Origin of the sequence: Lysinibacillus sp. NPDC092081, from assembly GCF_044755845.1 — a bacterium.
GTDB lineage: Bacteria > Bacillota > Bacilli > Bacillales_A > Planococcaceae > Lysinibacillus.
In genome coordinates this window covers 228,867-254,138 of record NZ_JBIVRU010000004.1, presented here as the reverse complement: position 1 = coordinate 254,138, position 25,272 = coordinate 228,867, and the positions used below count along the sequence as shown (strand labels likewise).

General features: G+C 36.4%; 24 protein-coding genes and 1 riboswitch. Of the genes, 21 read left to right on the top strand and 3 right to left on the bottom strand.

Annotated features, from left to right (window positions below; translation table 11 throughout):
• Positions 1-190: 190 nt before the first annotated feature.
• On the bottom strand, positions 191-1,366 hold the full coding sequence (locus tag ACIQLB_RS10195) for an aminotransferase class I/II-fold pyridoxal phosphate-dependent enzyme (RefSeq protein WP_400724661.1): 1,176 nt from the start codon (positions 1,364-1,366) through the stop codon (positions 191-193).
• 223 nt (positions 1,367-1,589) lie between these two features.
• Between ACIQLB_RS10195 and ACIQLB_RS10190 the strand changes: the two genes are divergently transcribed.
• Complete coding sequence (locus tag ACIQLB_RS10190; RefSeq protein ID WP_400724658.1) at positions 1,590-2,405, top strand: hypothetical protein; 816 nt, start codon at positions 1,590-1,592, stop codon at positions 2,403-2,405.
• Positions 2,406-2,452: 47 nt separating this feature from the next.
• Here ACIQLB_RS10190 and ACIQLB_RS10185 read toward each other — a convergent pair whose 3' ends face one another.
• Positions 2,453-3,247, bottom strand: coding sequence for an enoyl-CoA hydratase/isomerase family protein (locus ACIQLB_RS10185; RefSeq protein ID WP_400724655.1), 795 nt, complete (start codon positions 3,245-3,247; stop codon positions 2,453-2,455).
• Between the two features lie 369 nt (positions 3,248-3,616).
• Between ACIQLB_RS10185 and ACIQLB_RS10180 the strand changes: the two genes are divergently transcribed.
• From ACIQLB_RS10180 to queE, 20 genes are all read left to right on the top strand, one after another.
• Positions 3,617-4,492 (top strand): tyrosine-type recombinase/integrase, encoded by an 876-nt coding sequence (locus tag ACIQLB_RS10180; protein WP_400724652.1) that lies wholly within the window; start codon positions 3,617-3,619, stop codon positions 4,490-4,492.
• Positions 4,493-5,107: 615 nt separating this feature from the next.
• Complete coding sequence (gene fdhA / locus ACIQLB_RS10175; protein ID WP_400724649.1) at positions 5,108-6,322, top strand: formaldehyde dehydrogenase, glutathione-independent; 1,215 nt, start codon at positions 5,108-5,110, stop codon at positions 6,320-6,322.
• Positions 6,323-7,394: 1,072 nt separating this feature from the next.
• Positions 7,395-7,892: an LURP-one-related/scramblase family protein gene (locus ACIQLB_RS10170; protein ID WP_400724646.1), complete on the top strand. Its 498-nt coding sequence runs from the start codon at positions 7,395-7,397 to the stop codon at positions 7,890-7,892.
• Positions 7,893-8,284: 392 nt separating this feature from the next.
• Entirely contained in the window at positions 8,285-8,839 is a 555-nt protein-coding gene (locus ACIQLB_RS10165; RefSeq protein ID WP_400724643.1) for a sigma-70 family RNA polymerase sigma factor, read from the top strand.
• Positions 8,836-9,927: a DUF4179 domain-containing protein gene (locus ACIQLB_RS10160; protein ID WP_400724640.1), complete on the top strand. Its 1,092-nt coding sequence runs from the start codon at positions 8,836-8,838 to the stop codon at positions 9,925-9,927. The genes ACIQLB_RS10165 and ACIQLB_RS10160 overlap by 4 nt, the downstream gene beginning before the upstream one ends.
• Before the next feature lie 70 nt (positions 9,928-9,997).
• A complete protein-coding gene (locus tag ACIQLB_RS10155) occupies positions 9,998-10,396 on the top strand; it encodes a hypothetical protein (RefSeq protein ID WP_400724637.1) in 399 nt (132 codons plus the stop codon).
• A 269-nt stretch (positions 10,397-10,665) separates the two neighbouring features.
• Positions 10,666-11,301, top strand: a complete 636-nt coding sequence (locus ACIQLB_RS10150; RefSeq protein WP_400724635.1) for a response regulator transcription factor — start codon at positions 10,666-10,668, stop codon at positions 11,299-11,301.
• Position 11,302: 1 nt separating this feature from the next.
• On the top strand, positions 11,303-12,412 hold the full coding sequence (locus ACIQLB_RS10145; RefSeq protein ID WP_400724632.1) for a sensor histidine kinase: 1,110 nt from the start codon (positions 11,303-11,305) through the stop codon (positions 12,410-12,412).
• Positions 12,413-12,580: 168 nt separating this feature from the next.
• A complete protein-coding gene (locus tag ACIQLB_RS10140) occupies positions 12,581-13,516 on the top strand; it encodes an ABC transporter ATP-binding protein (RefSeq protein WP_400724629.1) in 936 nt (311 codons plus the stop codon).
• 16 nt (positions 13,517-13,532) lie between these two features.
• Entirely contained in the window at positions 13,533-14,654 is a 1,122-nt protein-coding gene (locus ACIQLB_RS10135; RefSeq protein ID WP_400724626.1) for an ABC transporter permease, read from the top strand.
• Positions 14,654-15,799, top strand: a complete 1,146-nt coding sequence (locus ACIQLB_RS10130) for an ABC transporter permease (RefSeq protein WP_400724623.1) — start codon at positions 14,654-14,656, stop codon at positions 15,797-15,799. The genes ACIQLB_RS10135 and ACIQLB_RS10130 overlap by 1 nt, the downstream gene beginning before the upstream one ends.
• A gap of 807 nt (positions 15,800-16,606) precedes the next feature.
• Positions 16,607-17,782, top strand: a complete 1,176-nt coding sequence (gene metK / locus ACIQLB_RS10125) for a methionine adenosyltransferase (protein WP_400724620.1) — start codon at positions 16,607-16,609, stop codon at positions 17,780-17,782.
• Entirely contained in the window at positions 17,782-19,278 is a 1,497-nt protein-coding gene (locus ACIQLB_RS10120) for an aminotransferase class I/II-fold pyridoxal phosphate-dependent enzyme (RefSeq protein WP_400724617.1), read from the top strand. The genes metK and ACIQLB_RS10120 overlap by 1 nt, the downstream gene beginning before the upstream one ends.
• Positions 19,275-19,709, top strand: a complete 435-nt coding sequence (speD, locus tag ACIQLB_RS10115; protein WP_082172725.1) for an adenosylmethionine decarboxylase — start codon at positions 19,275-19,277, stop codon at positions 19,707-19,709. Before ACIQLB_RS10120 ends, speD begins: the two co-directional genes overlap by 4 nt.
• On the top strand, positions 19,709-20,563 hold the full coding sequence (speE, locus tag ACIQLB_RS10110) for a polyamine aminopropyltransferase (RefSeq protein ID WP_400724614.1): 855 nt from the start codon (positions 19,709-19,711) through the stop codon (positions 20,561-20,563). The genes speD and speE overlap by 1 nt, the downstream gene beginning before the upstream one ends.
• 215 nt (positions 20,564-20,778) lie before the next feature.
• Complete coding sequence (locus ACIQLB_RS10105) at positions 20,779-21,288, top strand: hypothetical protein (protein WP_400724611.1); 510 nt, start codon at positions 20,779-20,781, stop codon at positions 21,286-21,288.
• A gap of 66 nt (positions 21,289-21,354) precedes the next feature.
• A complete protein-coding gene (locus ACIQLB_RS10100; RefSeq protein WP_400724608.1) occupies positions 21,355-21,915 on the top strand; it encodes a leucine-rich repeat domain-containing protein in 561 nt (186 codons plus the stop codon).
• 194 nt (positions 21,916-22,109) lie between these two features.
• Positions 22,110-22,156, top strand: a riboswitch (PreQ1 riboswitch).
• Between the two features lie 265 nt (positions 22,157-22,421).
• The gene (queC, locus tag ACIQLB_RS10095; protein ID WP_400724605.1) at positions 22,422-23,081 is read left to right on the top strand and encodes a 7-cyano-7-deazaguanine synthase QueC; all 660 of its coding nucleotides are present in this window, start codon (positions 22,422-22,424) and stop codon (positions 23,079-23,081) included.
• A 3-nt stretch (positions 23,082-23,084) separates the two neighbouring features.
• Positions 23,085-23,558, top strand: a complete 474-nt coding sequence (gene queD, locus ACIQLB_RS10090) for a 6-carboxytetrahydropterin synthase QueD (RefSeq protein WP_400724602.1) — start codon at positions 23,085-23,087, stop codon at positions 23,556-23,558.
• The gene (gene queE / locus ACIQLB_RS10085) at positions 23,551-24,279 is read left to right on the top strand and encodes a 7-carboxy-7-deazaguanine synthase QueE (protein ID WP_400724599.1); all 729 of its coding nucleotides are present in this window, start codon (positions 23,551-23,553) and stop codon (positions 24,277-24,279) included. The genes queD and queE overlap by 8 nt, the downstream gene beginning before the upstream one ends.
• A gap of 119 nt (positions 24,280-24,398) precedes the next feature.
• Here the strand turns inward: queE and ACIQLB_RS10080 are convergent, their stop codons facing one another.
• Positions 24,399-25,253, bottom strand: coding sequence for a transglutaminase family protein (locus tag ACIQLB_RS10080; protein WP_400724596.1), 855 nt, complete (start codon positions 25,251-25,253; stop codon positions 24,399-24,401).
• Positions 25,254-25,272: the final 19 nt, after the last annotated feature.

Below are 25,272 nucleotides of genomic sequence, written 5' to 3'. Positions count from 1 at the left end.
TTATTATCAGTCTCCATAGATTTAGCTATATCATAGGAACTTTCCTTTCCATTTAAGTAACGCTCAACAGCTTGTAATTTATCTTTGGCAGTATATTTTTTGACCATACAAAAACTGCACCTCCAATTGTTAGATGTGTCTAACAATTGGGGCGCAGTTCATTAGAAGGGTTTTCATGTTGTTTATATGATTATTTTTGTGATGTCACTTGAACTTGTGCTAAACGATCAACAGCTTCCTGCAACAATTCTTTTGGTTGTACTAAGGCTAAACGTAAATAGCCTTGTCCAGCCGAACCAAATACTGTACCAGGGACTGTCACGATGCCAACTTGTTCAATTAGTTTAAAGGCTAGCTCTGTGCAGTCAATATCGTACGGATATTTTGCCCAGACGAACATGCCACCGTCAGAAGGGGCTGCATCCCATCCTAAGGCACGTAAACCGTTCATTAATGTTTTATGGCGTTCTGAGAATGTTGCACGTAGGCCTGCTGTAATTTCCTCTGCATTATCAAGTGCTACGACCGCAGCATCTTGAATTGGTTCGAAAATACCGAAATCTAAATTTGATTTTAATTGTTTTAAGATCGCAATCATCTCAGCATTACCTGCGATATACGCGATACGTGTACCAGCAAGGCTGAAGCTTTTTGATAATGAGTTAATTTCCATTCCAACTTCTTTTGCGCCAGGAGCGGCTAAGAAGCTAATTGGGCCTTCACCTGTAAAGTAGAACTCAGAGTATGCCGCATCATGTAGAACGATGATGTTATATTTTTTCGCAAAGGCAATGACTTTTTCAAAATAAGCTATTGAAGGCATTGCAGGTACCGGATTACCTGGTAAGTTTAAAATTAGTAGCTTTGCTTTTTGCGCTATTTCTTCAGGAACAGCGTCTAAGTCTGGTAAATAATCGTTGTCAGCTGTTTGAGGCATATAGTAAGGAGTTGCCCCTGCTAGATGAATCCCAGCATCATAGGCAACGTAAGCTGGGTTTGTGGATAATACGATATCTCCTGGGTCACAAAAGGCGATTGGTAAATGCACTAATCCTTCTTGAGAGCCAATTGTTTGAATGATTTCAGAAGCGGGATCTAAATCTACGTTGCTACGACGTTTATAATAGCGACTAACAGCTTCATAAAAACGTTGCGTGCCTGTTAATGTATAGCCGTAGGATTCTGCTAGACCCGCTCTATACGATAAATGCTCGCGAATTTTAGCGTCAGGAGGTAGGTCTGGACTACCTAAGCTTAAATCAATCATTTTCATGCCTTTCGCTTCCTGTTGCTTAGCATGTTTTTTTAAATCTCCGAAAATTGCTGCTGTAAATAAAGACATTTTTTTAGATGGTACGATTTTCAAACTAGTACACTCCTTATAGTTGTATAACAGAATAGTAGTACACATTTTATCATACTAAAGCACATAAAGGGAAAGTTATTCTGAAAAAAGAATATATTTCTATATTGAAGAATATGTGTGCGTAGGCTAGCGGAAATAATTTAACTATTGATGGAAATAATAATATTTGGACGGAAAAAGTGATATGTTTCTGCTATCATGAAAGGGAAAGGAGCTGATAGTCATGAATGTTTATTCTTTAAGCGGTCCAAGTGGTACAGGGAAAAGTACAAGCGCACTTGTTTTCGCCCATAAAATCGGGGTAGAGGCACTTATTGATGATGGTCTTCTCATTATTAATGGTGTGAAAGTAGCGGGAATCTCCGCAAAATTTGAGAAAAATACGATAACAGCCGTTCGTCGAGCCATTTTTACAGATAATACCCATCGTGAAGAAGTAAAAAAAGCACTTGATACATATAAAGTACAATCGATTTTACTGATCGGCACGTCCGATAAAATGACAAAGATGATAGCTAGACAGCTTGAGCTTGGTCCTATCGATACATATTACTATGTTGAGGATGTGCGTTCCCAAAAAGAAATTGACAAAGCTCGCTTTATTCGACAGACACAGGGGAAGCACGTTATGCCAATACCGTACCGTCAAGTCGAGCAAAACTTTTTTAAACGGCTCGTTCAAAAAGGGATAGAGATCTTCTCTTCAAAGCGTGAAAAAATAGGGGAGACGACGATTGTTCGCCCTGATTTTCAACAAGAGTATATCGATATTGGCAGGCATGTATATGTACAGCTATTAATGTATTGCTGTGTAAAGGAAGATATCGTACACAAAGTCGAGCACGTTCAATTCGTATTAGGTGATCTAGCACAAGCAACAATTACATTACAGCTAAAGCTACCGATTAATATTTCCTTACCAGATCGATTGTATGCAATACAAAAAACGATACAAGCAGAATTTCATCAGCATTTTGGTTATGAATTAGATGCGATTCACCTCCACATTAAGTCGGTCGTGTTAAAGCGAAAATCATAACAAACAGGTACTCCATTCGCAAGAGAGGCGAGCAGAGTACCTGTTTGTTATTTTGATTGGCGCTTAAATTGTGGCTGGCGTTTTTCTACAAAGGCACGGCAGCCCTCTGCAAAATCATTACCGACAAATGCTGTTGACCCTTGCCATAATGTTGGTACACTGTCCACGCATTCTTGCACAGATTTCTTCACAGCTAGTAAAGATTCAGGTGACATTCCTGCAACTAGCTTACCCATGCGAATCATGTATTTATTTAAGTCTTTTTCAGTGACTAAATAGTTAAGCATGCCAAGCTTAAAAGCCTCTTCAGCTTTAAACATACGCCCGGTAAATACTAAATCCTTCGTTGTAGAAGGGCCAACAAGTTGAACTAAACGTTGTGCAAATTTGTTATTTATAGTGATCCCTAATTTACCTACAGGGATCCCAAGCTTTGTTTTTTCAGAGCCGATGCGGATATCACAAGCTAATGCAAGTTCTAAACCAGCGCCCATTGCGGGACCGTTAATTACGCCAATCGTTGGAATCGGTAAACGTTCAATTGTGGAAATCGTTTTTTCCATATGTATAAATGCTTCTTCAGCTTTTTCAAGGGAAATGGCGTTGAATTCTTTAATATCAGAGCCGGCCGTAAAGTTTTCGCCAGAGCCGCGTAAAATCAATACTTTATTTTTCGGATTATCTAATACTTGGAGGGCAATTTTAGCTAATTGATCCCACATATTTGCTGTTAGCGCGTTTTTAGCCTGTGGGCGATGGATCGTAATAATCGCTAGGCCAGCTGTTTCTTGATAAATAATTTTTGCGTCTTCTGCTTCAAGTCGAGTTGTTTTTACTTGCATACTTGAAAAGCCCCCTACATTTTATAGTTGATACACTTATTATATAACACAAACGGCAATAAACACTAAATTATACGAATTTTCATGTAAATCAGCCTTGTGATACAAGAATAGGGGCATTTTAAAGAAAATGTACTACAACAGAGTGAGGAAAATTACTATTGTAAGAAAGCAAAAGGTGTGAGACACTGCTATCGGAACATTTGTTTCTTCATTATAAAAGGAGCATTTGAACTCAGGAAGCAGGCTAGTGAACCATTGATACAGATTATCCGACATTATAATTTATATAAATTATCTTAAACGTACGCACCCAAAATATAGTAAACTTAAGCTAATAAACGCACAGTTAACTAAGGAGGGAGCAAGATGGTCACATTAGCGGACGCATGGAACAGCTATTTATTACTTTTAAACTCTTTAAAGAAAAGCGCTGCTACGAAAAAGCAGTACAATATAGTTGGACAGCAATTTTTAGCCTTTGCTCATGAGAAAAACTACTTGAATGTGGATCATCATTTGAAAAAATTGTTATTTTTATATAGTAACTATTTGAAAGAGACCTATACAAATGTCAACACATTTAATCATAAAATTGCTACATTAAGAGGCTTTGTAGACTTTGTCTTTTTAAGAGAGTGGGTGGAGCCCTTTGACTATGAGGGCATTTTACAGCCAAAGAAGAGGAAAAAAGAGGTTTTAGCATTACTAACAAAGAAACAATTGATGCAAATTGCGAATATCTGGCCAACCTATTTTCAATACGCTAAAACAGTAGAACATGCATGGCTAGCAAGACGTAATGGCTGCATCGTCCAAATGCTTATGGAAACAGGATGTAAACCAGCAGAACTTGTACGTATGAAATGGACCCATATTAACTTTGACTCATCTGTAGTTTACATTGCTAATCAGAATGGGCGTAGAGAAATAAAGCTTTCACAGATATTAATGGACATGCTCACGCATTATAAAGAGGCAACAGAGGAATTACATGAAGAAACGTTAGGAGAATGGCTTTGGGTTAGCGAGGCTAGTCAATCAAAATCCATCTCAACGAAAACAATTGAGCGAATTTTCCAAACGTTGTCGAAGGATATGGGGACAAATGTGAGAGCTACGGATTTGCGCTACACGGTCATGCAAAAGGCATTTCAAAGTGAAAAAACAATCGAAAATATTCAGGAAAAAATGGGCTATGTTCGAAAGTGGGTGCTTACTGAACGACAGGGGCGTTTTGAATAAAGATGGATTTTTTATAAAAATGTTCAACTTTTTTCAACGAGTGTCCAAACACCCGCTAAAAAGTAACTTTAACCCACATTCATCTCACCCTCTATAGAGATGGGAGACTTCTTTATCTGTCGCTTCGCTTTCGCTACAAAGAACATTTTCTGAAAGAAGTTAATATATGCACTTTGCATCACTCCTTAAATAAAATGTCTGTTTTATCATTTAACAATAAAGATAGGCGTACGATCGAAAATAGGTATTACATTTTCATATTAGTTTCGGTGAACCGTACCACAAGTAAGTGAGATTCTATTCATTTAATGGAGCGTTGATTAAATAGAAAAAATAGACCTAATAGTATGAACTAAAAGAAGAGAGTCAGTTCTTTATGGACTAACTCTCTTTTTTTAGTTCATATGCTGTTTGCAAGGAAAAAAAATCTCTACTTAATTGAAATGGGTGAATTCAATTGTAAAGTAGAGACATAGACGTGAGAGATAGAGCCATTTCGTTAAACAAGAAATGAATAATTTGAACGAACGAATATTATTTTTCATAGGAATGATTAGGACAAAGTGGCCATATAGATAGATTGTATGAATTTATGATATAGGGGAGGAATTGCAAATGGTTGGAAATAGAGCTGTGGCCTATATGGGTTCCGGAATAGTAGAAGTGCAAGATATTGGTTTTCCAGATTTGGTTTTACGAGATGGACCAGGTGTAAATCCACTTAATGTAGGACGCAAATGTGATCATGGTGTTATTTTAAAGGTAGTAACAACTAATATTTGTGGAAGCGATCAGCATATGGTGAGGGGGAGAACTACAGCTCCGACAGGATTAGTTCTAGGCCACGAGATTACAGGAGAAGTGATTGAAGTAGGCCGAGATGTTGAATTTATTAAAAAAGGTGATTTAGTTTCTGTTCCATTTAATATAGCTTGTGGTCGGTGCCGTAGCTGTAAGGAGCGGAATACTCATATTTGTGAGAATGTAAATCCAGATCGTCCTGGTTCAGCATATGGTTATGTCGATATGGGAGGATGGGTTGGAGGTCAATCTGAGTATGTAATGGTGCCATATGCCGACTTCCAATTATTAAAATTTCCTGATAAAGACCAAGCAATGGAGAAAATTAGAGATTTAACAATGCTTTCAGATATATTTCCAACAGGATATCATGGTGCCGTAAGTGCAGGTGTGAAACCGGGATCAACTGTGTATATCGCAGGTGCAGGTCCAGTTGGTCTCGCTGCTGCTCATTCAGCTCAGTTACTAGGAGCCGCTGTAGTAATTGTAGGAGATTTAAATGAAGAAAGGTTAGCTCAAGCTAGAAGCTTTGGTTGCGAAACAGTTAATTTACGAAATCATTCAAACCTAGGAGAGCAAATCGACCAAATACTTGGAGCACCTGAAGTAGATTGTGCTGTAGATTGTGTAGGATTTGAAGCATCTGCACATGGAGCTAATGCAGTTGAAGCCCCTGCTACTGTTTTAAATTCTATTATGCAAATAACACGTGCTGGAGGACGTTTAGGTATACCGGGTCTTTACGTAACCGGGGACCCTGGTGGAATTGATGAGGATGCAAAAATTGGTACGTTAAAAATTCGTCTTGGCTTAGGATGGGCTAAAGCTCATACTTTTGTAACTGGTCAAACACCTGTTATGAAATATCATCGCGATTTAATGGCGGCAATTTTGAGTGGAAGAGCTCAAATTGCGAAAGCTGTTAATGCTACTGTAATATCATTAGACGAAGCTCCAAACGCATATCAAGATTTTGATAAAGGGGCTGCCAGAAAATTCGTCATCGACCCACACGGTCTAGTAAAGTAAGAGATTTCTACAGGGGTTAAATTGAAATAAGCATAGAGGACAAACCTTTGGCTACTTTTCAATAAGAACTAGATAGCATGCTGATATTCTAAGGAAACTTTGAACTTCATTTCTCAAAGTCTCCTTTTTTTCGTTGCTTATTTACCACAAGTATATTTGTATTCAGGTTGTGTCTGAATGAAGAAAACACTTCGAACTTGTCCTGTCCAGTTTTGTAAGGATTCGTACCATTGTACGCTATCAAAAAAGTCATCTACTGTTGTAGTATTTGAAAACCAGATAAGTGGAGTGAAAGAAACAAGCTGTCCAGCATCTCCCCGAACACCGCCAGCCGGAATAGTACTTTGTTTAACCAGCAGTAAAGGAAGCCCATATTAGAAAGCCAAAGAAGGTTCAATTTGTAGGAATGGTAAATATGATTCACCTGGAGGAGTAAGAGTTAATAGGTTTTAGTAGAGCGGCTGCACAGCCATAGCTTAACTTATGGCTTGTAGTTAATAAAAGTGGAGAAATCGAAGATGAAGATTGGTCGAAAAATATTGAAGTTAAACAAGTACTTGATGGATTAAATTCAATAAACTCTTTACTTACTATTTAACTTATACTTTTTTAATATTATAATACTCTGTGTATTTGATTGTTTATCATTATCTTGGAGCTTGTGTTGATTTTGAAAGAAGAGACGAAACTAGCTTTTCAATGGATTCTAATAAAATCAACCATTGTGTTTAACAGAGCCTATAGTTTTTACATCCCGGTGAGTTAATCAGCGAATTGGTTTTAAAAGAAAATGTACCGAACCTCATTTAGATACATTACGGGGAAGCGTATCATAAGTAAGTGCGTTTTCTCTGTAAAAAAACAATAAGCCTATTTAAGATATAGCAGTCTTGAAAAGGCTTTATTTCTATGTTACAAGTAAGAGAGTTATTTATATGGTGAATATATATAAAGAAAATATTTTTGTCCTAGGCAAATTTCATTAAATATTATACATATAAAACCCACTTCTGTAATTATTGTCTATGATAAAAACGGTTTTAGTAATATGCTATTAAAAAGGAGGCGTAGTATGAAGCAACTTTTTATAAAGCAGAAGGTATTCAGTTTAAGTGGAAAATTTACGGTAAAGGATCAGCAGGAGAAGGATGTTTATTACGTGGAGGGCAGTTTTATGCAAATTCCAAAAACGTTCTCCATTATGAATGCAGCAAGAGATGAGGTCGCGCTTATTACGAAAAAGGTGTTCAGCTTTTTACCGAAGTTTTTTGTTGAAGTAAACGGTCAAGAGGTGCTAACGATTAAGAAAGAGTTTTCTTTCTTTAAAGCACGCTATACAGTTGATGCGGCAGGCATTGAGGTAGAAGGTAACTGGTGGGATATGGATTTTCAAATCTTACAGCATGGTGAAGTCGTCGGTAAAGTGAATAAGGAGTGGTTCACTTGGGGCGATAGCTACAAGGTACAAATATTGAATGAAGAGATGGAAGCTATCATTATTGCGCTCGTTGTCGCAATTGATTGTGTAAAGGCTGACCACGCTGCTGCTTCCTCAGCAGCGGCGACTTAACGTAGGGACGTACTATATAAAATGCTTAGAGGTTTTCTTTAGAAATTCAAATTTTAGAATAATATTAAAAAAGTGGGGAATTTCGAAATAATTCCCTGCTTTTTATTATGGAATTTTTATGTAAAGACCTTAAAGTATAAAAAGATCAACTATAACAGGCTAAATCGATTAAGATTTAGTCTGTTTTTTTGTTTATACTTACTACTTTTGTAATAAAATTGAATTTAGGAAAAGAAACTTATAAATAAATAGAATGTAGTATGTTTGATATGGCGTACTATTTATTATTTTTGAAAATATTTCACAAATTTTCTGATGATTATGAGAATTAATTTAATTTTGAGCGATGTTTTAAGTGTAGGGGCTCTTATGTTTTAAGAAAGGGTGTTTGTATGAGGATAACTAATGAAAACTTTATAAAGTATCTTAAGAAAAAGCGAGAAGAAGCACTTCAATATGTAATCGACGAGTATGTCGGAATCGTAAAAGCAGTTATATATAATGCTTTAAAATCTTACAATGATCCACAAATGATAGAAGAATGTATAAGTGATACATTTTTGGGAGCTTTCGAAAATGCTAAGCAATTTGAAGGAGATAAAGAGGATTTTAGAAAATGGATTTGCACAATAGCAAAATATAAAGCAATCAATAAACAAAGAAAGTTATCTAAATCGCCATTGTTTTATGAGATAGATGAAAAAAGTGAGGCGGTAATATCAGCTGAAGAAGAATTTTTGATAAAGATTTCTACAGAAGAATTATTAAAAATGATGAGCCAATTAGACCAATTAGACCGTGATATTTTTACGATGAAATACTTTTTAAATATGAGAAATGAAGAAATTGCTGAGCATCACGATTTGACAAAGGCTGCTATTGATAACCGATTGTATCGTGGGAAAAAACGGTTACAACAGATTCGATTAGGGGGAAGTGTGACATGAAAAAGTTATATAAACAATTTAATCACTTAAAAATCGACATGAATATGGACCTGATGGAAGTGAGTGCTCTTGAAAAAGAGAGAATTAAAAGAAATGTAATGAAAGTAAATAAGAAAAAGCATTTAACAAGAAGTTTTGTGGCTGCAGCTGTATTTTTAGTTGCTTCAAGTATTTCAATTGGCTACGCATTCCCTACTTTTGCGGCAAACATACCGGTTGTCGGGAATATATTCGGGTTATTCGTTGATGACGAGAAGTATGTATTCGAAAAGCATGATGAATATTCTACAAGTATTGGAACGACTCAAGAAAGTAATGATGTTGAAGTAACTGTTACAGATGCTGTTTACGATGGAGAAAATATTACGATAGCTTACACAATAAAGAGTGAAAAAAAGTTAGGGGAAAGGCCAATCTTAGAGGGTGCAATAACTGCTGCTGAATTTGAAAATAGATATGAACATAGTGGATTCGATAATCATTATATTGTCAAAAAAATAAATGACAAAGAGTATGCTGTATTATATATTTACGAACTCATTAAAGGACCAAAGCCAGAGAAAGTACAAATTACTTTCCAAGGAAATAAAATTGTTGATTTAAATAATGGAAATAATGCAATAGCAGGAGACTGGTCATTTGAATTCACTTTAGCAAAGCTCGCAAGTGAAACTAAAGTATTTGAAAAAGGTAGTATAATAACGGAAGCTGAAGGTACAGAAGTAATCGTTAGAGAAATAACAGAAACACCTGTTTCTACAACACTGAAAATTTCAGAATTAGTAGATATGGCGTCAATAGCTAAAGAGGAAGAAGAGTGGCGTGGCGTATTAATTGAGTACAAGGTGTCCGATGATTTAGGAAATGTGTATAATATTGTTCATCACAGAGGTACAGGACATAGTACAGATTTCAATGACCTAAGCGGGAATCAAGCACGCATTACTACAAATCGTTTTGATGAAAAAGCAACAACGATAATGATTACTCCTGTAGTAGGTATTTACAAAATGAAGGACAGTGATGGTGCACTAGAACTCATTAAAGAACCCTATGCAATTGAACCCATCATAGTTCCTGTAAAATAACATCATAAAAATATAGGCAGAAATCGAGTGGGATTTCTGCCTTTTAATATATTGTAAAATGAAGGGTAAAATGAAACAGAATATAAATGATAACAATATGTTTTTTGAGAAATACCAAGAAATACGAGCACGAGAATATAATTATAACAATTTACTTGAACAGCCAAACTTTTTCACATTAATTTCTCCCCTTAAAAATAAAATAGTATTAGAGATTGGCTGTGGAATGGGAGATTTTGCAGCAGACAATTATCAGGATGAAGGCTTACGTTCTCAAAATTGGTTAGTTGATGATGTTGTGACATATCTCCGTACGATGTCTACTATCCTAAATACGCTTATTGAAAGTGGTTTACAAATCGAAAAAATTATTGAGCCAATACCAACTAAAGAAGCAGTGTGTAATTTAGAATTTCGTCGACTTTCATTTTTAATTATAAGAGCGAAATGGTATAGAATTAGAGATTAAAAACCGCACTTACACATGTTACGGTGAACCGTACCAAAAGTAAATGAGATTGTATAAAAGACGATTGTTACAAAACTATAGCAATCGCCTTTATTTATTATAAGCGTCTGTCTTAACTCGCATTTTGTCGAATTCATCGATATTAATCGGTGTATTATAGGAACTGTTCTTATTTTCAAATTTTTACCTGAATGCCGAATGTTTTCTAACGCTTGTTAATGCGATATGACACCATCTTTGCTAAGATAATGGAAGAGGATGGTGGGAAAATGAAAATCAAAGTGCTGATTGCTGATGATAATTCCTTTATTCGTGAAGGAATGAAAATAATATTAAATACATATGAAGAATTCGAAGTGGTAGCTACGGTAAATGACGGGCTAGAGGCGGTGGATTACTGTAAACAGCATGAAATCGATGTGGTCTTATTAGATGTGCGGATGCCGAATATGAATGGTGTGGAAGCAACCAAGTTAATTAGTGAACAAACAAAGACAAAGCCGCTGATTATTACTACTTTTGATGATGACGAGTATATTTTGGATGCCATTAAGAATGGCGCCAAAGGCTATTTATTGAAAAATAATGACCCGGAACGAATTCGTGAAGCGATTACTAGTGTGTATAATGGCAATAGCATTATGCAGGACGTTGTGTTGGAGAAAATAAAATCCAATTTGACGGAAAATAAGCAGGAAAGTAAAGTAGATACGAGCCTGTTTAGTGAGCGGGAATTGGATATTATGGCTTTAATCGCAAAGGGGTTTTCAAATAAGGAGATTTCCAAACAACTTTATATTTCTGAAGGAACGATTGCCAACTATATTACCGCTATTTTTAATAAAACGGGGTTGAGTCATCGCACGCAAATTGCGATTTACTTTTTAACGGGAAGAATTCACTAACATGGAATTCTTCATCATTCTTAGTAAACTCATATTATTAGGATATTTGTCACTCTGGTTTATTCATGTCACATTCCCGGTCCAGAATATCCCCTGGATTATTTTTTCCCTTCTGCTGTATTTGATCATCAATATTGTACTCTATATCGTGAAGCGACAAAGGATAAAGAAGGTTGTTCTATTTCTCTCACTGGTCCAAATTCTTTTTTCCTTTTATAAGGTACAGCCATTTTTTATCTTTCTGCTGCCGTTAAATCTATGCGAATTATTTCCTTTTAACCAGGAAAAACGGTTTATGATGCTAATCTTGGTATTTCTGCCGCTTATTTGGCTCCAAGGTGATTTAAGTTTTCAATATGGACTGGTGGCGGCTCTAAGTTGTCTCATTTATATGATGCTTCTGCAGTTTGTTACACGACTACAAAGGCAAGAGGTTCAATTGGATATGATGAGGGAAAATCTTCAGAAGATAACGAAAATGTTGAATGAAAATAATGAATTCATCAGGCAATCTGAATATACATTTAAATTGGAGGAGAGGAATCGCCTTGCCCAAGTATTTCATGATAAAATTGGACACTCGATGACCGGGGCTCTCATTCAAATGGAGGCGGCCAAACGGTTGGTGGGGTCTGATCAGGTGAAAGCTCTAGAATTGTTGCAAAATGCTATTAATATTTCAAAATTAGGTATCGAAAATATCCGAATGACCCTGAAAAATTTGAAGCCGCCTACAGAACAAATGGGCATTAATAGGATGAAATTATTCATAGAAGAGTTTTCTTCCAAACATTCGATGGATATGCCCTTTGTTTATAAAGGAAATATGGAACGGATCGCCCCCATTCAGTGGAAAATTATTCAGGAAAATTTGACGGAGGCCTTAACTAACACCCTTAAATATTCGGAAGCGACGATGGTTTCCATTGAAATTCACGTCCTCAACACGATGATCAAAGTGGAAGTGAAGGATAATGGAGTTGGAATCCAAAAGGTAAAAAAAGGACTTGGATTGATTGGAATGGAGGAACGGACCGCATCAATCAACGGAAAGATTATTGTGGACGGAACTGATGGCTTTTCAGTCACGATGTTAATTCCAATCCAATAAACAATATAATTGTGGAAAATACACATGGTACCTGAACCACTGTTCCAATGAAAAAGCTAACTATAAAAATATGAAATTTTTCATGTGAAAAGGATGAATTGTTGCACTTATGCGGCTTCATCCTTTTTTTTATAATGAATACACAAAGTTAACGAGAGGTGAAATCATTTGAAAATACTTGAAGTGAAAAATTTAACGAAAAAGTTTGATGATTTTGTAGCTGTTGATAATATATCTTTTTCCATAAACGAAGGTGAAATTTTTGGGCTTTTAGGACCCAATGGTGCTGGAAAAAGTACCACTATTAATCTGATTGCCGGGCTCCTGCGCTGTGGCGAAGGTGAAATTAACATTCTTGGGAAAAACAGCAGGAAACAAAGCCGCTTTGCAAAAATGAATATCGGGATTGTGCCACAGGATTTGGCGATCTATGAGAATCTCACTACTTTTGAAAATGTGAAATTTTTTGCCGGATTATATGGGATAAGAGGGGCGGAATTAACGGAGATGGCTCAAAATGCATTAGAATTTGTTGGCCTGCTTGATAAGCAGAAGGAGTATCCGAAGAATTTTTCCGGCGGGATGAAAAGACGGTTGAACATTGCTTGTGCCATTGCCCATCGTCCGAAGTTGATTATTATGGATGAACCAACGGTCGGAATTGACCCGCATTCGCGGAATTATATCCTACAATCGATTCACAAGTTAAATGAGATGGGATGCACGATTATTTATACAAGTCACTATATGGAAGAGGTGGAGGAAATCTGTACACGGATTTCCATTATGGATCACGGCAAGGTGATTGCAGAAGGCACTAAGGAGCAATTAATCTCGATTATTACCAATACAAAGGATATTTGGATTGAGATAAAATCGATTGAACAAATCGATTTAGAGGAAATCAAGGAAATCAACGGGGTGAATTCCGTCCTTGTGGAAGAAAACCTGATCAAAATCAATTCGGAAATAGACGTAAATAATTTAAATAATATTCTTTTGAATTTAATGAATCAAAGGATTGAAATCAGTTCACTGGAGGAAAAGGAGCCGAATCTGGAAACCGTATTTCTTACACTTACTGGAAGGAACTTAAGAGATTAGAAAGGAGGTTATTTCTATGGATGTACTTAATATTATTTGGAAGGAACTTAAAGTAAGTTTCAGGGATTACCATACATTCATCTTCATGTTGGCTTTTCCCATTGTCCTGATGTTGATTCTTGGTTCCGCCTTATCAAACGATTTTGATCAAAAAATAAAAGTCGACAATGTTCATGTTTTATATAAAACTACTGCTAGTTCAGAGATTTCCTCCTATTTTCAAGCGTTTATCAAGGAAGCTAAAGATACCGGCATTAATTTTAAGAAGGCAGCTGATGGGATGAACGGGCAAAAGGAGGTAGAAGAAAATCACTACACTGCCTTTGTTGAGGTGACCAATAAAGGATTCAAATTATATTGCAGTAGCCAAAATAGCATTGAGGAGAGTATTCTCCAAGGGATGCTGACCGCGTTTGCCGATAAATATAATCTTACGGCTGCGGTAGCAAGTGTTGATCCAGCAAAAGTCAGTACCGTTTTAGCAAGTCCGACCAAGCATGATTTTATAGCAGAATCTTCACTGCAGTCATTGAAGAAGCCCGGTTCAATGGACTACTATGCGATTGTAATGACGACGATGATTGCACTTTATTCTGCGTTGTATGGGATAGGACTTCTTCGCGATGAAAGAGTCAATCATACTTCGATTCGATTGTTGGCTGCCCCGATTCGAAAAGGTGAGATTTTTCTCGGAAAAATTCTTGGTTGTGTTCTTGTTAACATGATTTGTATTATTGTACTTGTTATCTTTAGCCACTATGTGTACAAAGCGGACTGGGGAAGTCATATTGGGTGGATTCTTCTTATCCTAATATCGGAAGTATTCCTGGCGGTCAGTTTCGGCCTTGGTGTTAGCTATTTGATCAAAACACATGAGGCCTCAAAATTAATCATCACCTTAGTGGTTCAGCTTGCGTCATACTTTGGTGGTGCCTATTTCAAAATTGAAGATCCAACGGGGGCATTTAAATTTATAACCGATTTATCCCCACTTACATGGTCCAACCAGGGGATTACGAAAATCATCTATGCCAATGACCTATCGGCTGCGATGCTGCCAATCACCTTAAATCTTGGGATTGCGTTTCTATTTTTAACGATTGCCATCGTTTCATTCCAAAGACGGGAGGGATTATGATGAAAGATGTAATCTGGCTGATGAAGAAAATTATTAGTGTGACTTTTAGAAAAAAAAGAAATATCCTTCTATACTTTGGCGTGCCGCTCATCGGAATTGTCATTGCCTTTCTGGCTTATGGAGGAAGCAGCCAACAAGCACTTAAAGTTGGGGTGATCAATCATGATTCGGGGCAGATTGCGGGAGATACAGTAAATTTTCTAAAACACTTGAATAATTTGAGCCTGATCAAGGTCAATGAATCTTCTATGAAAGAGCAAATTGCTTCGGGGAAATTAGATTGTGCGATTATTTTGGACGAAGGATTCTCGGAAAGTATTCAAACCGGAAACCCGGAGCATATACAGCTTGTCTCGATTAAAGGAGCACAAGTTACCGGCTTTGTAAAATCATATCTTTACCAGTATCTTGATAATATTATGACCTTAAATAAGGCTGCAGATGGTGATCAAAATGCGTATCAAAAAATGTCTGCCCGCTATCAACAAGCTGATTTCAAGTTTCATGTAGAGACACTGCAAGATACCTCAAAAGGTAAAAATATGACAAATTGGATCATCGGCTTTTTGTTAATGATTATGCTAATATCAGCAGGAAACTTTGCGGAAATCATTTTGAAGGAAAAAGAAAATCGTACCTATTTCCGTCTGTTATCAACGCCGATTAATGCCAGAAAGTATGTGCTTGCGAATATAGCGGTCAGTATGCTGGTAATGATTGTCCAAATTATCTTTACGCTACAAGTTGTAACGAATGTCTTCCATATTGAGATGCATGTGCCCATTTGGCAAATGTCCATCATTTTAATCTTGTTTGCTTTAGTGGCAGCAGGTTTATCGTTAATGCTCATTTCCTTTTCTAACAGTTCCAGGGCAGCGAGTGCGATGCAAAATTTAATCTTTACACCATCGTGTCTCTTGGCAGGTTGTTTTTTTCCCTTTGATATTATGCCGAAGACTGTCCAAAAAATTGCCAACTTTACACCGCAGCGATGGGTCCTTGATACTATAAGCCAACTACAGCAGGGACATCATTTCGGCAGTCTTTACCTTAATTTTATGATTCTACTAGCGTTTGCTGCCGTATTTTTTCTAGTCTCGGTTTATAAATTTGGCCGAAATAACGATGTTCGAAATTTTGCATAAAATAGTTTGTAAATTTTTATAAAAAATTCAGCTAGAACTTGGTGCAGTGAACCGTATCATAAATAGAGTCGGTTTTTAAAAAAAGCTAGAGGTGATACAAATTAATGTATCACCTTTTAGATCGTTTACTTACTAAGAGGAAACATTTATATTTTAATGAATTTATAAATATGATTACCTTTATCCAATAACACTTATCAATATTCCTTCAGAAGAACTCTATAATTGACCGAAAATAATATTCTGAATTATAGAAATTTAAATAATCTCTATAAATAAAAGACTCTAAAAATTCCTATATCTACATTGCTGATCTAAAATTTTTTATGCTTACAATATGTTATTTTGACGCATCTATTAACAAATTTAATTGGAGTTCATTCTATTATTATTATAAAAAAACCTTAGATGCATTATTATACGTTTTTTATAATAAATATTGAATGTTTACAAAATGTTACACTTAGTATTTTTGTGTATAAAAGGGTAAATCAATTAATTTTCATAGCGATTACTCCTAAAAAAATATTAAAAATAAATTGACAGTCAAATGTTTATGACTTAATATGAGTCTCAGCATAATAATATAGCTCTTATTAATAACCGTTGAGACGAGGGGTCGAAGATACGGTGGCCAAACAATTTAGTTCATCATGAATTAAATCCAGTGGGCCGAACCTGAGCACAAAATTAACTTTTGTGAACAATAAGAGGAACAGCAGCTGATAGTATTCGAAGCTTTCCTTAAAATTGGGTGAGCTTTTTTTTATGCCCTAAAATCTATAATTTTGTTAGGAGCAGTGAAAATTGTCAGAAAAAGTATTATTCACATCGGAGTCTGTATCGGAAGGACATCCAGATAAAATTGCAGACCAAATTTCAGATGCAGTATTAGACGCAGCATTATCACAAGATCCGCTATCACGTGTGGCATGTGAAGTATTCACAACTACAAACACAGTAATTGTTGGTGGAGAGATAACAACAAAAGCAGAACTAGATATCGAAAAAATTGCCCGTGATACCCTAATCGGCATTGGTTATACAGATGATAAGTTCGGTATTGATGGTCATAACTGCAATGTACAAGTTTTAGTACACACGCAATCTCCTGATATCGCAATGGGTGTTGATTCTTCAAGCGATACAAAAGAAGTTGGTGCAGGTGACCAAGGGATTATGTTCGGTTTTGCGACGAATGAAACTGAGAACTATATGCCTTTAGCAATTGAAATGGCGCATATGCTTGTAAAACGTGCAACTGAGCAACGTAAAAATGGTCAATTCAAATGGGCTCGCCCAGATATGAAATCACAAGTAACCATTGATTATACGGATAGTATGCAACCTAAAATTGATACTGTTTTAATGTCAATACAACATGATGATGATTTTGACCAAGTAGCATTCATTGATTACGTTACAGAAAAAGTAATTAAAGCTGTTGCGAAGCAATTTGGTATGAATGAAGACTTCCGCATTTTAATTAATCCAACTGGCCGTTTCGTAGTAGGCGGACCACACGGAGATGCAGGTTTAACAGGACGAAAGATTATTGTTGATACTTATGGCGGCGCAGCTCGTCATGGTGGTGGCGCATTCTCTGGTAAAGACTGTACAAAAGTTGACCGTTCAGCGGCTTACGCAGCGCGATACGTTGCGAAAAATATTGTTGCAGCAGGCTTGGCAGATAAATGTGAAATCCAATTATCATATGCAATTGGTGTAAGTGAACCAATTAGTATCGCTTTAGAAACATTTACTACAGAAAAAGTAGCGAAAGAAGAAATTTTAATAGCGATTCGTCAATTATTCGACTTAACGCCAACTGGCATTATTAACATGCTAAATCTACGTAAACCACAATATCAACAAGTTGCTGCTTATGGTCACTTTGGACGTAGTGATGTAAACGTAACTTGGGAAAAAACAGACAAAGTTTTGGAATTACAGCAACTCCTAGCAGTTGCTATGGGACAATAATGCAATGCGTGCAAAATCGAGTGGCTACTGAGGAATTTTTAGCCACTCAAGACCGCATGCCATTATTTGAAGCTTTGGTCAATTATGCTAAGCAAGAAGTTACGCCGTTTGATGTACCTGGACATAAAATGGGGCTACAAGAAAACCCATTAAAATGGACGCTTGGAGAAATGGCATTAAGAATGGATGTAAACTCGATGAAGGAACTTGATTTATTAAGTCATCCAGAATCGGTTATTAAAGAAGCTCAGCAATTAGCTGCACAAGCATTTAATGTAGACTACGCTTACTTTTTAGTAAATGGAACTACTGTAGGTATTCTGGCGATGATTTTAGCGACATGTAAACCAGGAGATACAATGATCGTACCTCGTAACTGCCATAAATCAGTTATGAACGGCATTATATTAAGTGGAGCAAAACCAGTATTTATTCAACCTGAAGTTGATCAACATTTTGGTATTGCGCACGGAATTTCAGTTGAAAATGTAAAGTCGGCACTTGCAGAAAATCCACAAGCGAAAGTTTTACTTGTGACGTATCCAACATATTTTGGTTCGATGAATAAACTGCAAGAAATTTGTAAACTCGCACATGATCAAAATGTAACAGTTATTGTTGATAGTGCACACGGAGCACATTTAACATTTTTATCTGACGTTAACGATGCGATTAGTGCTGGTGCAGATGCAGTAACGATCAGTATGCATAAAACTGGTGGTTCATTAACGCAAAGTTCGCTTCTTTTACTACAAGAAAAACGAATCGATTCGAAGCACTTGCAAAAAGTATTAAATATGCTTCAAACGACGAGTGCAAATTATTTATTAATGAGTTCTTTAGATGTAGCACGAAGGGATTTAGCTGTGTTTGGACAGCAACGGTTTAGCAGTTTAAAGTCAATTGTTGATGCGGCAATTGAAGAAATTGAAAATAATTCGCGCTATGAAGTACTACAAGCTGAATACGTAAAACAAAATTTCAATCAAGCCTATGATTGGACGAAACTAGTTATTCGTGTGAACGATCTCGGTTTAACTGGTTTCGAAGTTTACACAATATTGAAACAACAATATGGAATTCAATTAGAACTTGCTGAAGGATATGTCATAATGGCAGTAATTAGTCAAGTTGATACGAATGAATCAATCGGTAAATTAGTGCATGCGTTAAAAGATATAGAGCTTCATCACGCTAAAAAAGATGCGATTCAGTCAGCTTATGTGACAGCGAATCAAATAAATAGATTAGCAATGACACCGCAACAGGCATGTAATGCAGAAACAGAAACAATTTTAATTTATGATGCGGTTGGTCGAATTAGTGCAGATACATTAATGATTTATCCACCGGGAATACCACTAGTAATCCCAGGAGAAGTTATTTCAGAGGAATTAGTAGAATTATATAACTTCTATTTTCTTAATTTTGGGAATGTTCTGAACGAAACTAAAGAAGAAAATTATATAACAGTCGTAAGGGAGATAGATAAATGAGCATTGAATTATCAACATTAGGTAGACACGTATTAATTGAATTTTATGGTTGCCCAAGTGAAATTATTGAGCAAAACGCTTTAATTGAGCAGTTTATGAATGAAGCAGCAGACTATTCTGGGGCAACAATTGTAGAATCTTGCTTCCATCATTTCAACCCATATGGTGTTTCGGGTGCAGTCATTATTGCTGAATCACATTTAACGATTCATACTTGGCCAGAATACGGATTTGCTTCTGTAGATGTTTACACTTGTGGCGACTCTGTAAGTCCGTGGAAAGCAGCAGAATATTTAGAACAAAAACTGCAAGCGAAAAAGACAGAATCATTTGAAGTACCTCGTGGAATGGCAGATAAAATTCGCCAATTTGCAGAACAAGAAATTGATACAATTCTAGTGAAACAAGAAGTATTAGAGGACGTGATTTAATGAAATGGTATACAGAACAATGGAGCGATCACTGTAAATTTTCAATCGGATACAACGAAGAAATTCATAGTGAACAATCTCCGTTCCAAAAAATCGATTTTTATAAAGGTGAAGATTTCGGTACTTTCTTCACTTTAGACGGACTGATGATGGTCAATGAAAAAGATGAGTTCGTTTATCACGATATGATTACGCACCCAGCATTCGCTACCAACCCAGATATAAAAAAAGTATTAATTATCGGTGGTGGTGATGGTGGTACTGCTCGTGAAGTACTACGTTACAAATCAGTAGAAAAAGTAGTAATGGTAGAAATCGATGAGTTAGTATTCCGTTTAAGTCAAAAATACCTTCCAATTACAGCTGCTGGTGTCGAAGAGGATCCACGTATGGAAATGATTTTCGATGATGGCTTAGCTTATGTTCAAAACGCAGCTGATCAATCATTCGATTTAATATTAGTAGATTCTACTGATCCAATTTCAGTCGGTGAAGGTTTATTTACAACAGCTTTCTATAAAGAATGTTACCGTGTATTAAATGAAAAAGGAATTCTAATTAACCAACACGAATCACCATACTTCACGGAGTATGCAGAAAACATGCGTAAAGCACATAAAAAAATTAAAGGTATTTTCCCAATCGCAAGCGTATATCAATTCCATATGCCAACATATCCATCGGGACACTGGCTATTCGGATTTGCTTCAAAAGCATTACATCCAATTAAAGATATTCAAGTAGATGCTTGGGACAAATTTGGTCTAAAAACGAAATATTACAATACAGATTTACACGTTGGAGCATTCGCACTTCCTACATTTGTGAAAGAGGCACTTGATCGAGATGAATAAATCTTTAAACGTAGAACCGTATCTAAAGTAATAGTAAACCAGAAGTTTAAACTTATTGTATATAAAAGTGAATGAACACAAAAAAGTCGCCTCATGGGCGACTTTTTTTATTGTAGGTCTAAAGGTGGGAGATAATTAGTATTTAATAGAAATATTGACAATTATTTTTCAGACAACTAAGCTTAATAAAAATAGAGCTGGAGAGGGGATTGCCAGTGGAATTCATTAAATTAAATTGTCCGAATTGTAATGGAAAAATTGAATATAGAGAGGGACAATCATTCAAATGTCCTTTTTGTGAAACTGAAATAATGTTAAAAGAGAATAAAGTTTATTATGTTGATCAAACGATTAATAATTATTATGGAACAACTCCTCCAAATACAACTACACGTCCAAAAAAGAATTTAAAAGCGCTTTTCATGATACCGATTGTCATCCTTTGTGCATTCCTTGGCTATTTTCTTTTGATTGGCAATCAAACAGAATTCGGTATCCGTGAGGAAATACCTGTTCGGAATATGCCTGAAAGCGAAGTTCTTTTATTCTTTTTAAAAGATATTTTTGATAAAGGTGAAGTAATGCCGACTAAGGAAGAAATCGCAAGTATCCGTTATTTGAAGGCATACTATTCTGAAGATCAATGGCATTTTGATTACAGTCTTGACGATCCGTTTACAAATAAGCAAGCCGAAATTTCTAACTATATCATTATGGATAATTAATTAAATACACAAAAAATAGAACAAAAAGATTTTGAAGCCTTTACTGGTCTGACGGTATTGAATTTGATGGGCGATTATGAAATATCACAAAGTGAAAATGTAAGCTTCCGACATCTGGAAGGTTTAAAAAGCTATACAGGTAGCTTTAATGAATCATTTAGTAAAATTGCTGAATATTTTAGTGATAAGTCTAATGTTGTAGAGCTCTCTATCCAAATTCGAAGTAATGATGAACTTGCTTTATTATTAGAGTTTCCTAATCTTCAATCACTGGAAATTTCGTATTACACCGAGATGGTTACAGACTTCCCGCTTCTGAATAAACTGCCATTAAAATCAGTGTCTTTAAGATTTGCCAATGATTTGAAGTGGTTGTCTTCATTAACTAATTTAGAGTCGTTAGCAATTGATATGAGTGAAGCGACAGATTTTAGCTCGTTCTATTCACTGAATCAATTACAAGATTTTATGGGAAATTGGCAACAAATTGAGGTGCTTCATTTGGAAAATAACGCTATTTCAAATGTAGAGCCATTAGTGAATTTGCCCAAATTGAAAAAGCTCTATATTTTAGGAAATCAAGTGCAAAATAAATCTGTTCTAGACAATGGAATAGTGATTTATTGAGGTAATATGACTATATCCTCAAATTATTAATGAATCTAAGCTCAGCAAAATTTTAAGTTTACTGCTAAAATATAAGGCAGTATAACATTGATTTTTCCAGAGAAGCATTGATGGGAAGACTTTATAAAAAAACTCCATTTGACGTTTTGTACTATTTTTTGTATTATATTGAAGAAAAGAATGCCCGTACTAGAACGGGAGAGGTTCATAGCTGATACCCTCTATAAAAAACTATGGAAACATGACAATATGCCATGTCCATATAGGACGTGGCTTTTTTTATGTTTTTACTTATGTTTTAATAGAATGATTGGTGATGCCTCTCTTGAAAAGTGTTGGGAAACATTTTACAAGGAGGTTTTTTTATGTCTGGCCGAAGCCGTGAAGAAGGATTGAAGGATTGAACTTATTGGGTAACCAAGGCACACAATATTCGTTAAAAAACTAAGAAGAATGCAGCACTTTTCTTAGAATGCTGTTTTTTCGATATAAGGGAGTTTTTATAGATGAAGCAGGAAAAAGCAATTGTTGTATTTAGTGGAGGTCAGGACAGTACAACCTGTTTGTTCTGGGCAAAAGAACATTTTGAAGAGGTTGAGGCAGTAACTTTTGATTATGGTCAAAGGCATCGTCTTGAAATTGAATGTGCTAAGGTGATAGCAGGGGAGCTCGGTGTCAAGCATCACATTCTTGATATGTCACTGCTGAATCAGCTTGCTCCGAATGCATTAACACGACAAGACATAAAGGTAGAAAACGGAGAAAATGGTGAGCTTCCATCGACTTTTGTACCTGGCCGAAATCTTCTCTTTCTTTCATTTGCGGGCGTTTTAGCGAGCCAAGTAGGAGCTAAGCACATTGTAACTGGCGTTTGTGAAACAGATTTTAGTGGATATCCCGATTGCCGAGATGTTTTTATTAAATCCTTGAATGTAACGTTAAATTTATCGATGGATGATTCCTTTGTAATTGATACACCGTTGATGTGGCTGAATAAGGCACAGACATGGGAGCTTGCTGATCAGTTTGGGGCACTTGAATTTGTTCGGGACAGAACGTTGACTTGCTATAACGGTGTAATAGCAGATGGCTGTGGTGAATGCCCAGCATGTAAACTGCGAAAAAAAGGGCTTGATGAGTATTTGAGTTACAGGAAGGAGTCTTAAGGTATGGCAGATTTTGTAATCGTCGATAAGCTCCAAAAAATAGATGAAGATATTCAAAGAAATCAATTGAACTATCATGCAAAGCGTATTCTCGTAAGCAAAGAATTTACCTTCGATGCTGCTCATCATTTACATAATTATGAGGGGAAATGTAAAAACCTGCACGGTCATACGTATCGCGTAGTTTTAGGATTGAGTGGATACACAGATGAACGCGGTTTGATGATTGATTTTGGCGATATAAAAAAAATATGGAAAGAAAGAATAGAGATTCATTTGGATCACCGTTATTTAAATGAAACGCTTCCACCCATGAATACGACGGCAGAAAACATCGTTGTTTGGATGTACGAAAAGTTGGCTGAGGCCTTGCTTGATGAACAAGGATACAAAGGTGCGCGTGTAGAGTTTATCCGGCTATATGAAACTCCGACAAGCTATGCAGAAGCGAGACGGGAGTGGATGGAAGTTGAGTAAGATACCTGTTATCGAGATTTTTGGACCGACGATTCAAGGTGAGGGAAAGGTAGTTGGCCAGAAGACAATGTTTGTGAGAACTGCCGGCTGTGATTATTCCTGTTCTTGGTGTGATTCATCATTTACGTGGGATGGCAGTGGAAAGCATCTTATTGTTCAAATGACAGCGCAAGAGATTTGGTCTGAGTTGAAACTTCTTGGAGGCAGCGGCTTTTCATTTGTCACGATTTCAGGCGGCAATCCTGCACTCATTCAAAATTTGGAAGAGCTCATTGCCATTTTAAAAGAAAATGACATAAAGGTCGGGGTAGAAACACAGGGAAGTAGGTGGCAAAAATGGATGTATGAGATTGATGAGCTGACAATTTCACCAAAGCCACCTAGTTCTGGAATGACCACAGACTTTTCGGTGCTCTCTGATATCTTGGAAAAACTTGAAAATCGACAAAGTAATCACCATATATCCCTCAAAATAGTCGTTTTTAATCAAGAGGATTACGAGTATGCTAAACAAATTCACCATCGATATCCAATGATTCCTTTTTATCTCCAAGTCGGTAATGATGATCTCACGAAGACTGACAATGCACGATTAATACTACATTTATTAGATAAATATCATGCGCTGATTGATAGAGTGATGAAGGACGAAGAATTAAGAGATGTTAAAGTACTGCCACAGTTGCATGCCCTTGTTTGGGGGAATAAAAGAGGTGTATAGTGTGCCATTACCAAAATGTCTTTAATTTTTCTTGAGGAGTCATATATTTAATAAAACCCCTGATTCTTCTGCTTAGCGTAGAAAAATCAGGGGTTTAATTTAAACCATTGCACGTTTTATTACAAATGATTCAATGCTTTGACACTTACTTTAACTGATAAATCATGCTTTCCACCTGAATAAACACCCTCAACAGGGCTTATATCGGAATAATCACGACCAATGCATAAAATAATGTGATTTTCTAACACTTCTACATTATTAGTTGGATCGAGACCAATCCAGCCGATTCCCGGTATCATGACTTCTACCCAAGCATGGGTTGCAAAATCACCGATCAAGGCAGAGTTTTCATCGACGTATAAATAACCGCTAACATAACGCGCTGGAATTCCTTTAGCTCTTAGCACCGCAAGCATGACATGTGTGAAATCCTGACAAACACCTCGCTTTTGGGCGAATGCTTCACTTGCTGTTGTTGTAACATTGGTTGCACCAGGGAGATATTCAAAAGTCGAGTATAAATATTGCATTAAATTTAATGAAAATAGTACAGGATTTTCAGCATGACCAATTGCATGATAAACTTCCTCTAACTGATTTTCTGTCATATACGTAAAGTGTGTAGACTTTAAATAGGGCAAATAATGCTCATAAAATAGTTGCGAGTGAAAAATGGTCTGCATCTCTGGTGAATATTGAATGCGATGAATAAATGGTGCACGTTGAATGCTGACAATAGACGTCGTTTGAATTTCTAGCTCTTGGTGCTGCTCAGGTATATAAAAAGTGCCAACCGTATTGCCCCAAATATCTGTATGTTCACGCGTTAAAGATGACGGAGTAATGGCAATTCGATAGGATAATAAGCGCTGACGCTCATCGCCCCTAGGCTTTAAGCGGATTGTATTTAAGCTTTGATCGACTTCAGACTCATATTGGAAAATATTGGTGTGTTGAATTTCAAATTTCATTGTGTCCGCTTCCTTTGGA